The sequence below is a fragment of the Pseudomonas sp. PAGU 2196 genome (assembly GCF_022179005.1).
GTDB classification, from domain to species: Bacteria; Pseudomonadota; Gammaproteobacteria; order Pseudomonadales; family Pseudomonadaceae; genus Aquipseudomonas; species Aquipseudomonas kermanshahensis.
Genome location: NZ_BNTL01000035.1, coordinates 146,423 through 158,252, shown reverse-complemented (window position 1 = coordinate 158,252; position 11,830 = coordinate 146,423). Strand labels below are relative to the sequence as shown.

At 54.2% G+C, this 11,830-nt stretch carries 11 protein-coding genes; 6 read left to right on the top strand and 5 right to left on the bottom strand.

Features of this window, described 5'->3' with window-relative positions; genetic code table 11:
* Positions 1–33: 33 nt before the first annotated feature.
* Entirely contained in the window at positions 34–207 is a 174-nt protein-coding gene (locus tag MFF34_RS25505; protein WP_172960347.1) for a hypothetical protein, read from the top strand.
* Positions 208–324: 117 nt separating this feature from the next.
* Positions 325–579: a type B 50S ribosomal protein L31 gene (locus MFF34_RS25500; RefSeq protein ID WP_238217269.1), complete on the top strand. Its 255-nt coding sequence runs from the start codon at positions 325–327 to the stop codon at positions 577–579.
* Positions 580–1,211: 632 nt separating this feature from the next.
* Here the strand turns inward: MFF34_RS25500 and MFF34_RS25495 are convergent.
* Positions 1,212–2,072, bottom strand: coding sequence for a hypothetical protein (locus MFF34_RS25495; RefSeq protein WP_238217267.1), 861 nt, complete (start codon positions 2,070–2,072; stop codon positions 1,212–1,214).
* A 204-nt stretch (positions 2,073–2,276) separates the two neighbouring features.
* On the opposite strand from MFF34_RS25495, the gene MFF34_RS25490 reads away from it, so the two are divergent.
* Entirely contained in the window at positions 2,277–3,266 is a 990-nt protein-coding gene (locus MFF34_RS25490) for a hypothetical protein (protein WP_238217266.1), read from the top strand.
* Positions 3,267–3,413: 147 nt separating this feature from the next.
* Here MFF34_RS25490 and MFF34_RS25485 read toward each other — a convergent pair whose 3' ends face one another.
* Entirely contained in the window at positions 3,414–4,127 is a 714-nt protein-coding gene (locus MFF34_RS25485; RefSeq protein ID WP_238217264.1) for a hypothetical protein, read from the bottom strand.
* A gap of 270 nt (positions 4,128–4,397) precedes the next feature.
* Between MFF34_RS25485 and MFF34_RS25480 the strand changes: the two genes are divergently transcribed.
* Complete coding sequence (locus MFF34_RS25480) at positions 4,398–5,654, top strand: DUF4427 domain-containing protein (RefSeq protein WP_238217262.1); 1,257 nt, start codon at positions 4,398–4,400, stop codon at positions 5,652–5,654.
* Between the two features lie 106 nt (positions 5,655–5,760).
* Here MFF34_RS25480 and MFF34_RS25475 read toward each other — a convergent pair whose 3' ends face one another.
* The 3 genes from MFF34_RS25475 to MFF34_RS25465 all read right to left on the bottom strand — a co-directional run bounded on the left by MFF34_RS25475 (position 5,761) and on the right by MFF34_RS25465 (position 9,527).
* Positions 5,761–6,615, bottom strand: coding sequence for a hypothetical protein (locus tag MFF34_RS25475; protein ID WP_238217260.1), 855 nt, complete (start codon positions 6,613–6,615; stop codon positions 5,761–5,763).
* A gap of 15 nt (positions 6,616–6,630) precedes the next feature.
* Positions 6,631–7,533, bottom strand: a complete 903-nt coding sequence (locus tag MFF34_RS25470) for a UPF0158 family protein (RefSeq protein WP_238217259.1) — start codon at positions 7,531–7,533, stop codon at positions 6,631–6,633.
* Positions 7,534–8,246: 713 nt separating this feature from the next.
* Complete coding sequence (locus tag MFF34_RS25465; RefSeq protein WP_238217257.1) at positions 8,247–9,527, bottom strand: DUF5623 domain-containing protein; 1,281 nt, start codon at positions 9,525–9,527, stop codon at positions 8,247–8,249.
* 306 nt (positions 9,528–9,833) lie between these two features.
* On the opposite strand from MFF34_RS25465, the gene MFF34_RS25460 reads away from it, so the two are divergent.
* Both MFF34_RS25460 and MFF34_RS25455 read left to right on the top strand, forming a co-directional pair.
* Entirely contained in the window at positions 9,834–10,793 is a 960-nt protein-coding gene (locus MFF34_RS25460) for a restriction endonuclease (RefSeq protein ID WP_238217255.1), read from the top strand.
* 37 nt (positions 10,794–10,830) lie between these two features.
* On the top strand, positions 10,831–11,736 hold the full coding sequence (locus tag MFF34_RS25455) for a bacteriophage abortive infection AbiH family protein (RefSeq protein ID WP_238217253.1): 906 nt from the start codon (positions 10,831–10,833) through the stop codon (positions 11,734–11,736).
* Positions 11,737–11,830 lie beyond the last annotated feature (94 nt).

The window sequence follows — 11,830 nt, the reverse complement described above, 5'->3', positions numbered from 1 at the left end:
TACGCCTTTTGTCGTTCTCTGCTGGAAGCCCTAATGAATAAATTGATCCTGCCTGTCGCCATCTTCTTTAGCGTACTCATCGCTGGGAAGGCCTCCGAGCATTTTGGGCTGGAGGGCAGCTGGAAAATCGGCCTGCTTTGCGTCGTAGCGGCTGCCGTGCAGATCGCCGTGACCCGTTTCCAGCGCCGGCAACAGCAAAAAGTATAACGCTCGCCCTCTGACGGAACCGCCCTAGCCCGCCTTGGCGGGCTTTGCTTTGCCCGTTGAAATCAGAATCGATATCATTTATGTTGTTACTTTATATCATTGCAAATGGAGATTCTGATGAAGCCTGGCATTCACCCCAATTACCGCCCCGTCCTTTTTCATGACGTATCGGCGAACGCGTTCTGGTTGGTCGGATCCACCATTGATACCGACAAGACCTACGTTCACAGCGATGGCGAACGCTACCCCTACGTCACGCTCGACGTCTCAAGCGCGTCGCATCCGGTGTATACCGGGCAAGAACGTAAGGCCAAAACTGAAGGACGGGTAGCCGGGTTCAACAAGCGGTTTGCCGGGTTCGCTTCTAGGTAGGAAGGAGCCTAGCGCTGGGGATGAGGGGATACAGGGCAGCTTGGCGCTTGGATTTCGCAGTTGTTGCGCAGAAGGCCACGTGCGTAGGTTTTTAGGCTGAAGGAACGGAGAGATTCGAGCGAAAGCGTCGAGGGCATGTACCCCAAAAACGCAAAAAGCCCTGAATAATCAGGGCTTTGAATATGGCGGAAGCGTAGAGATTCGAATCCTTATCCTAGGTACCCCTACAATCCGGTCAACGCTTACCTAGCCAGAATCCTACATTAACCCACCCAGCCCAGCAATACCGGGGCCTCGCAACCCTGACGATCCAGCGCCTAAGAATGCATCCTACTGCATGCTAAAAATTTCGAGCAAAAACACATACTTGCTGTTGTCTGACACTGCCCGCTCTCTAGGTTGTGCTAATTGCCCCAGCTAACTCAACCGGAGTATTCCGAACACAGCCTCCCCACCTAACAATGTGAGATGGGGACATACCTATGAAGACTAAGCTTCAGCTTAGGTTTTGCAGACAGTAAGGTGACGAGCCCGAAAACCGAACGTATAGCTTAGTTTTTTGCCAGCGGTTCGTGTCTGGGCGTCCACAGCCAATGACAGAAACCGCACGCGCCCTCTCGGTCTTTCTCGGTTTAAACGTCAACGCCCCACGCTCGAACCTGAGCTTTCAAACCCTCGCGGTGCACCTCGTTTTCAGCATGGCCCAAATAATTCGTACCCACCAGTTGGTTGAATTCTGGACGTATGCCTGGCGTGATCGATCGCCGCCCCTGCTTGAGGCCGAGGTGAATTTCAATGGTGCGGTACGCCAACTCAGCACTGTCTTGCCAGTCTTTGTCCTTAAGGTAAAGATCGGGCACATCTGCAAATGGCTCAAGAATGACCTTCTTAATCGCGTCCACCGTCATCCGCTCGTGCACTTTCCCCAGGTGGCGGTGGAAAAACGAGGTTACGCCAACACCGCAGATCTGCACACGCTCATTGGGCGATGGGTAAGTCGGAGTCAACCCCGCAGGAACGAAGACGCGCTCGTAAACCTGGCGCAACGCTTCGCCATAGGCCGGCAGCAGAGCATCCGCTCCTTCAGCATCGAAGGCTGGGGTGCGCAGCCGATTGATAATGGGGCGCAGGTTCGGGCATCTTGCTACTGCAGTAAACACAAGCCTGGTGCCAAACAAGTCGGCCCACATCTCGATGGCTTTGCTGTCTAGGTCATCCGTGTCCACATGCTTTGTATGGGCGTTTGCCCAATGTGCCAATTCATGGCCGGCGATGATCAAGCAGTAGAACAAGTCCGTGTGGCTGCTCACGACGCTACCTGCAAAGCGGTAAGAAAATTTCAGGGTCGGATGACCCGCAACCGGCAGGATCATGGCGAGCTCTGATGGATCGCCATTGAAGTCACATCGCACATCAGGCTGGTGGCTGGCGTGGTGCATCCACTTGAAGTCTGCGATGAATGCTTCGACAACATCCTGATAAGTGATCGACACCAAGCACCTCCACATTTTGGGGTGCCAATCATCGCCTGAACCCACGTCCAGCGCCAGCTAAGCGCTGACCATCTTCGCCTCGAATGCGCTCGCGAGCACCGATTGGACAAGACGCGTCAGGGGATCTAGGTTTTGGTGGCACCTAGCCACCCCGATGGCTGTGCGATCCGAACGTGCTCAGCATCGCTAAAGGAAAGATGAACCATGCACACCATACGCACAGCCGCCCTTTTGTCCCTGACCATCCTCGCAGGATGCTCCGCCCAACCCAAAGCCTTCTACCAAACCCCGCCTCCCCATGATGCGCCCTTGGCGAACGGTACAAGATACGAAGGTGACTGGGATGGGCTGCCGAAATTCACGCTCGCCAAGAGCCAGTTGGTCGTCGATTTCAAAGACAAAGACAAACAGACCTTGCCGCAGGTGACCTCAGTGCCCGCTGAGGCGAAATCGGAACCAGATGCTCAGACGCGCTTCATCCTGCGCCAAGACGACGCCTTCGGGGTCGACACCCACCTCAAAGTCACCAAACTGGACAACACTGACTTGCTTTCCAGTATTGGCACTGAGGTTGAGGACAAAAGGGTCAAATACATCCAAGCAGTGGGAACGCTAGCGGTTGGCATCCTTGGTGCCGCCGCACTGACCTCAAGCGCAGAGCTGCCAATCTCCATTGATAGCTATGATCTGCTGCGAAATAGCCAGATCAAGCGGAACGGTGGTAAAGCCTTCGCTAAACTAACCTCGCCCGATGCGTCCAAGGCCATTCATCTGGAAGCAGAATTTGGCCCGGTTAAAGACGAAGCGCTGGACAACCTTGTCTATGCCGAGAGGGCCAGTGAGAAATCTCAGGAGACGATTTTTTACTCGGCGTGCCGGAGCGTAACCGTGCTGTTTAACGACGGCCCTTTAGCAGGGCAGAAATTCAGCGCCACCGTCGCCGACCCTCGCTATATCGAGACCGTAAAATTCCCCAAGAAAGGCTCCATAGAATTCCACTCAGCCTGCGGAGCAAATACCACCAGCTCGGCTTCCGGTGCCAGCAGCACACTCGATGTAGTGAATGCGGTCATTGCGCAGTCGAAGTCAATACGAGAAGCCTGGAGGACTTTGAAATCGACAGAGCAGGAGTCGAAGAACGCAGCGGCTGCACTCCTTAAAGCGAAGAATGCGAAAGCTGCTGGAGGGAGCTAGGCCCAACCATTGCTCGCTCGGTACCCTCAGAGCACTCGTCAGCGATCATACGTTCAGCAGCACCCGGCCAGAATCAGCTGTCGCAACGAGGTGGGTCAGGTGAGAGTTAATCTGCTTCACGGCCTGGGTAATGACTGCCTGAGCCAGCTAACCCTCCCTTAGATTAGCTATCTCGGGCTCGACACTATTCAATACAATCCGAGTCGCTTTTGGGCTCAGCCACTTAGGGCCCGTAACATTTGGGCCTACCGACATCACCCGCCTTAGCCAATCCTTTTGACTCGCCGTTGCGTGAGCTCCGTAAACCTTAGCAATGAGTAGCTGAAGGATCTCCTCATGCGATCCGCTGTGCCCGCCCAGAGAATAGATATGGTCTTGGGACAGCGTTTCGACCTTGAGGACGACCTCAGATTGGGTATTCTTGTACCTTCCCATTCCCTGCGGAAAGTTATCTACCGAGCGCTTATGCTTTTTCACTGCCGCTTTGAAATCCGGGTCGCGAAACAGCTTCCACAGATTGACAATAATCTCTTCTGAATGGGGCACTCTCTCGAAAATAACGCCTTGCTGGCCCGCCCCCTTGGGTGGAACCCCGTTCTTGAAGCGCTTCGCAAGATCGAGGTCAAATGTCCAGGAGGAAATCTTCTCGGGCAGCGCCTGCTCCCCAAGGAGATCCCAGATGCTTCGTTTTTTGAGCGCTACTCTCCGAAAACAGGCTAATGAGACGACCTTGAACTCACTTGGAAGCGCCGCACACTCACGCTCCAAGGCCAGTCCTCGGGCCCTGGCAGTCTTTACATCACCACCGTTCTGCCAGTCACTGATGGCTTGTATAAGCGGGAGGGTGAACAGTTCAGTCATTGCGCCGTGACCTCATGTGAGGAGAGTGGAGCCTTAGCGTAGTAGGCATCAAAAATCTGCTTCCGATGCCTTCTCATAGTCGCCCAGGTGGGATCCGCAGGCTGCATGGTCACAGAGAAGCTGGTGAAGGCACAACCCGATGATAAAGACTCATCGACGAAGGCGGCGCCGATCGCAAGCCCCCTCTTTCAGACTGGTTCGGATCTGCAATGGAGCGAACATTGCCTCATGGTACGATTCTGCCACCACAGCACAAGGCAGGGACGCTACATGCTCAACAACATTCGATTCGACCTTTCCGATTACCTCATTCATTTTTTCCGGGACGTCGATCAGTGCAGCTCTGAAGGCATTCTCTTTCCGGAGCATGTGCGCTTTAACAACGTTGTAGAGTCCAGCGTGCTGGATTCGCTTTTCCTGATGCGATGTGCGCTCCGGCATAACAAGATTTTCGCGACTTGGTCATATCGAAACGAACGGCCAACCATTTATGGCAGGTCGCCAGCAGTCTGCTTCACAGACATGCCCCTGTCGGCATTCGTCCAGGCCAGCAACGAACGTCAGGCAAGAGGTGAGAACGTTGGCCGTTACGCCTTCATGATCCCAAAGACGGCGATGTTCAGCATCGGCGCCCGCCCGGTAATCTACGGTCTTAGCCAAGACGCCCGAGAGCGCAGAGACACCCATTGCTTCAGGGTACTTGAGGCAGATGTACTCCCCATCGGCGAGCAGTACCGTTACGTTGCCTACAGCATCGGCGATGTCAGAACGATTGACTGGACACATGAGCGCGAGTGGCGATGGTGCTACCAAGGTGACGAGTCCCACTTCGCACCAGATGGTGAATTGGTTGAGACTCTAGCGGAGATGCCGGGATTGAGCTTGGGAAACTCGGGCATTACTGGAATGGGGGTACTGGTTCAGGAAACTGAGGATGTGCCGAAAATTGTTTACGACATCCTGACCTTGGTGGACGCCGGGATCATCAGCCAGTCGATGATCAGTTTTGTGATACCGCTCTGTGATGTGGAACAGCATGGGGCTATACAGGATCCCAGCCGCGTTTCCGATTTGATTAATGCCCACTCGATCGACTTGTCAGACTATTTCTCGATTTCAGAGGCGCGGGTAGATGAGATCAACAATGAGGTTGATTGCATCATCAGGTCGATCACCATGTCGGTAGGTGATGAATCAATCGAGCGAGGCGAAGGGGGCGGAAAATCGTGGGTATGGCTTCCAGACAACACGTCGGATCTGGTGAGAGCACTCATTGCTTCAGGTCGCCTAATTATCAGCACCGAGGGCCGCTACCTGCTTGATATCTCCAGCTTTGACTCAGTCCCCTATGGGTTAGAGGAGCACTACTGCAAATGTGTCGCTCTAGGCCTAGCCACTGAATTTGAAGTCAATGCCACCTATTTTACCGTTCAGGGCAGCGAAAGCTGCGACGGAATACCCTACTACATGGGCCTTGATGACCTTGATCACCCCTTCTACAACTGCACATCACTTATGACTAGCTGAGATAGGCACATAGGGCTCGACCCGAGCTAGCGCCCGCGCAGCGGAACATGCGCGACGCCACCCTCGGGGCGCTCCACAGGCCTGGAGATGCGGGCTCCCCTCAAAGTCATGTCGAATCGAGATAGTGGGTCTTCTCAAAGTCCCCTTCCCGATGCGGCCCCACATACAGTAGGAAAACGTGGTACCCCACCGTCAGCTCCGCCGTCTGGTAATAAATCCGAGGGCAGTTCTGGGGGGTAGTGGCGTCTCCTTTCTTCAGGTGAATGCAGGACGTTTGCTTGTGAATCGACTTGCCCGCCAGAAACACCTCAAGCTCAATATTGTCGCCGCCAGACTGCGCAAGGTTCAGCTTCCTCGAACGGAAGAACTCCTCCATCGTGCCTTCGGTGCGACCTTTGAGGCCAATGATCTCCACCAGTGCATCAATACCATCCCTAACGAACCGATATCGCTGCTTGCTGACGTCATCGCATGTATCGATGGCATTGGAAACCACGACAAGCCCTGGGCAACTCGCCACGGCATCAGCAATATAGGCCGACGGGTTTTCAGGCTTCTCTTCACCACCGATCGCCTCAAGCAGCAGTCGAGTAATGGTCGAGGCCTTGGGTTGATCCAGCTGCTCATGTCGCTTCAGGAATGGCCAGCCATCTTTCTCCTGCTCGAAACAGACAACATTCGCCCCCATCCCCGACATTTCTACAATGTCATCAGCAACATTTTCAGGGAGCAGCGCGTACGGAAGGACGAAAATACGCGCGTCTTTAAACCCGTCACCGATCGTTTCGCAGTACTGCCAGAGAGCATGAATTGCGCAACTGGGGTGCGGTAAAAGGACGTATTCCCCTTGATTCCCCCAGCCACAGGGAATGATGTGAGCCTTCATCTGCCGCTTGAGCAACTTGCTCTCCACGCGACTTCGCTCACTTTGGGGCAGGCCAACAATAAAGACATCGGTCATCCCCGCAACCCCCTTTTACAGACGGGTGTTGGCGAGTACGTAACCTAGCAGTGCAGGAATTGCGATAGACACAACTTCCTGGTCAGTCATCATGCCAAGCAGCTTCTGTGCCTGCTCACGAGGACTCAGCTGCCCTGATGGAGTAGACGGTGCCGCTTCGGCTGGTTCAGCAGATTGGCCGACCTTGAAGGTGAATAATGGGCTCAGTGCAACGCCATGCTCCCCCGCCCAGCTCTGCACGATCTCTGTTACTCGCTCAGCGCGATAGCGTTTCCACTCGGCCTGTCGCTCACCAAGCGCACGACCAAACAGCACACTCAACTGACTTGAATACGGCTGGTCAAGCAGTTGGGAAAGCGTGGCAGCCTCAGCATCTGGAAAGTTGCTGATTGCAAGGAAGTGCTGCATCCAGGACAGCTGAGTCTCAGCGTCGATCCTTGGGATTTCCACAAAACGCCCTGAAGCTTCAGCAACCAAAGCCACGTTAGCGGAATCGGTATCCAAGAAGTGCAGTACCTTGCCACTCTCTCTGTCCAGATAGCGCTTACGGTGCTCATTGAGGTGCGTAAAGGCTTGCCACACATCGCCACGAATCAGTCGGACGGGAAGTGGCTTAGCTGATGCGACATGAGGCACGTCATTCGTGCCTAAAGGAGAGCTAGGGGATGCTGCCAATCGATGCTTTAGCGTGATCTGGATGTCACCGCCTTCGCGCGGTTTTTCAACCAGCAAGTAATCGCCGAGCTCAGAAATCAAAAATTCTGAAAATTTCCTGAAACCAAACTGTTTTTCATCGAAAGCTGGAAGCCCTGCGTTCAACAGGGTGCGGTTTAGACGCTGCTTGAGTCGAGCGCCAACCTCTAAGGGCCGATCCGAGAGAAGCTCCAGGATGGCGGTCTGAAGGTATTGCGAGTCCATAAATTCTCCGAGGCAATGAGCCGATACTCGCCACAAAGCATATGGCGAGTATCGTCAATTCGTTTTATTGCCCGGTTTCATTACTGTTGGCATCGTCATCTGGAAAGCGAAACCGTGGAGAACACGATCCAGCACACTGGCAATGCTACAGCCCTTAAGAACGAGTAGGTAGGTTTTGTTACCCAATGATCTCGCAGTAGCCCCCCAAAGCACGCACGTGTCAGCTTTGGAGCCGTGAATCAATGGTACGCAATGCTCGGTCAGCGCGTCAAATCAATTTGGTACAGTGATATTGTACGATGCAAATGGTAGCTCGCGATCCCCCAGAAAAATCTCAACGCTGGCTCCGATCCGATTGCTCAAAGCACCTCGTCTATTGGACTCATCTCTGCAGATTACGAGCCCGAGCCCGAGAGCCGATCTCGTCAGAAACCTGCAGGCCGTCCCCAAACCGCCATCACGAATGCACCATCACTCGGACGGAATTCGCATCTAGCGGGCTCAAGCAGCACCATCTGTCACTGAGGCGCTGACAGATGGTCTCGCTAGGTTAGGAGGGCACGACAGAGATCCTAAACCATCTAGATCTAGCATCTCTGTCCTGCTGACTTCATGAATGGCCGATACACCTAATCCACGATAAAATCGAGGCCTCAAAGCCGCCTCACCCTTCCCAAAATGCCCCTAAGGAAAGCCTACGAGATACTGAGCTTTTAGCCAGCTGCCGCAAGGATCAACTGGCGAGCCGAGTCGAGCTTCTTGAGGTAGTCCCTCAATGGCTTCGAGTCCAGATAGGTTCCCGTCAAGATTGAACGCACATGGTCAACCGCTGAGACCATAGCCTCCACACCCGAATACCTCTGAAGCCCGTCAGCACCGTAGTAGACATCGACATCGACATCGTCACGATCCTCCAACCTGTACTCGGCGAACATCCAGTTCTCAAGCTCAGACTGAATCTCCTCAAGCCTCGCGTGAGCCTCCAGTGGCATGGTTGAGGTATAGAGACGCTTGAGCGTGAGCCCCATCTCCTTGTGGTTCTCCATGCTCATCTGCTGTGCTGGGCGCCAGCGCGATGCATACCCTTCCTTCCAGCTGTATTCGACTGCATTTTTGCTGAAGCCGTAGGTAGTACCTGGACGTGGCTTGCGCTTTTTACCATCACGTTCGCGAGCGGGACTCACGAATTGGCCATTGTAGGGCTGGGAGCTGAAGGCCCAAGAAGCGATGCCGGCACGATTTTGCTCTGCCAGCCGCTCAACGGTCGCAACTGTTCTGCGAAGCAGCTCCGAGTCTTTAGCTACAAAGTACGGTACCGCATGGCCCGGGTAATACAACCCTTCCCATTCCGGCTTGGCCCAATGCAGGTCGCAGGATTGCACCCATGCATCACGCACCTGAGTTTCGCTCTGCCTAGCCACATGATCGTAGGGCTCATCCAGCATGATCCAATCCCCACTCCCCTCGTAGATCCACCGCGACACGTGATCGCAGTGAGGAAGTTGCTCGGCCCTTTCCATGGCTTTGCGATGAGTTTTTGTCGTGGCTGGCCGAAGCCGAGCCGCTTCCAAGAACTGCAACGCCAATGCCGCGCGAGTCAGCAACTCCTCCGCCCGCGCCTGGCTGTCAGCATTGCTGCGCATTTCAACGTGGTCGGAATATTCGAAGAAGAAACCCTGCAGGCCCTGGGCAAACCCACACTGATACCTGCTCAGGAATTCTGCCAACGGCCTGGGCAATTTCAGTTCGAGAATTTCAAGGCCCGATGACGGCCTGACAGTTGAGTCGCGCCAGTATGCAGACAGGAAGATGCTGTGCATCCGATGCACACGTTGAAGCACTTTCTGAGCGTGTTGGAAGCTTTCGAAGCCAGACAGCCTGGCAGAAGCATCAAGGGCCGCACGGTGAGGAAGGTTGTGATCGCGGCCAAGGGATTTGGCCTTACGCTTGATCCCAGGAAGGGTAGACGCGCGTACGTCGAGGGTAGTGCTCATGTTTTTTCTCCGCCCTACCGCAACGCCACCCGCCTACGCTGCATTGGGGCCTCGAAAAAAGGGGCCTTCAGCAAAGAGTTCCAACAGGTAGTACCGTTTCCAGCTTTCATGACGGGTGAGATGCGCCTACCCAGCGCAACACAAATCTATCAAGCGATCTTCGGTAGCGCAAGCCACCCAGCCCCGCCTTCGGCAGACATCTTCAAACCGAGCTCCGTGGGGATTTACCTGGCCATTAGCACCCGTCATGATGATCCCAAAGGGCTTCCGACAAGTCCTCAGAGGTTACTGATAACGGGATATTTCATGGCTGAGCAGTTCCACTACCCCCACGATATCTTTGAGCTACTGGTGGAGACCATTCCCCGTTTGGTCAAGTCCAAAAAGGACGTCTTCCTTTTCTTTGAAGGCGCGGGGGTAGCTGAAGCTGACTGGAGTGAGGCTCGTGCCACCCTCACCAAGGCCCCTCAGTCCATCAACAAATTCGAGATTGCCCGTGACGTGCTGACCCGCCTAAATCGGCGTGGTGACAGCGGACTTGCGGCTCGGCGCGAAATCATCAAACGGGTGACCCAGTTCGAAAGTTTTGAGTCCTGCTGGGAGAACGAAAGGCTCAAAGCCAAAGGTCTGGTGGCAAGCCTCAGGGAAGCTGTGAATGCAAAGGACGCATTCACCCGAATGAGGCAAGAGCGGGACTTCGAGCGTGAACAGAATCAAGCACGTCATCGCGAGGAGCATCAGCAGGCGGTCAGAAAACGGAACGAAATCGATGACATAAAGTCCCGGCTGTACGGCCTGTTTTCGATGGAAGACAGACCGCAGGAGCGCGGAAAGCTCCTTGAGAGCGTCCTCAATGATCTGTTTCGAGCCTATGGCGTCCACGTTAAAGAGAACTTCGTTCGCAAGCCGCTGGATGGTGCCACCGTACTGGAGCAGATCGACGGTGTGATTGAATTGGGTGGCAAGATCCACTTGGTGGAGATGAAGTGGCTGAAGGATCCTGTGGGAGTGTCGGACTTCGGGCCCCATCTTGTGAGAGTGATGGGCCGAGCAGATGCCTCTGGCATCTTCATTTCCAATAGTGAATTCACCCAACCCGCCATAACGCAATGCGCGGAGTTTTTGAACCACAGAACGACGTTCCTGTGCTCACTGGAGGAGATCGTCATGCTCCTGCAGCGCCAAGGTGATCTTGTGGATTTTTTGAAGACAAAGTCTCAGGCAGCGATCATCAGCAAGCAGCCTTTCCTGAAAATCCTCAATTGACCCCGGCTCCACGCGGCCAGTCCCCCCGGTGACCTTGATGAACGCCAAAACCCTTTACATCATCGGCAATGGTTTTGACCTTCACCATGGAATGCCGACCCGCTACCTGGACTTTAAAAACCACCTGCTTGAGGTTGATCGGGAGACGTATGACTGGGTGGATACCTATGTCCCAGCCGAAGGAAACTGGGCAAATCTCGAACAAGCCCTTGCTGATCTGGACACCGATAACATTGTCTCCGACATGGATTGCTTCCTGGGCTCGTACTCATCTGACGGCTGGAGTGATTCCGGCCACCATGACTTCCAGTACGAAGTGGATCGAGTCGCCACAGGGCTCTCGCACACCTTGCAGCAACAATTTGCAGACTGGGTGAGGTCTATCGCAATTCCTGAGCGCTCCGAGGTCTTGGCTGGTCTCGCGAACCTGGAAACCAACGCCACATTTTTAACCTTCAATTACACCAGTACCTTGTCCCACCTCTACGATGTTCCAGCAGAGAACATTCTGCATATCCATGGTGAGGCCTTAGACGCAAGCTCGACCATTGTCTTGGGGCACGGACGAGATGAGAAAAACCGGACATTGCTCTACGACAGCGTCGACCATGAATCAGCAGACCACCGTCTAGTGGAGGCCTATTTGACTCTGGACGACTATTTCAGTAGTACCTTCAAGCCCAGCGAAAAGATCATTCAAGACAATTCGAGCTTTTTCGAGCGTCTAGGTGATATCGAAAAGGTCACCGTGTTCGGGCACTCGATGTCCGATGTGGACAGCGCCTACTTTTCGAAGCTGCTTGAAACCTTTGGTGATACTCCCACGACCTGGACGTTTATTCTTCCCCCCGATGAAGATGGCCAGAGAGATCTTAAGTCCAATGTTGAGAAGCTGGGCTTGATGCCTGACCGGATCACCTTCAAGAAATGGAATCAGTTGTAGGGTAGCTGCGCCAGGTCATGTACCCCTGATCAACCACCCGACTACTGTTGGCTCCCTTTCACTGGCTCCAGCCATACCGTATATTACGCACCGC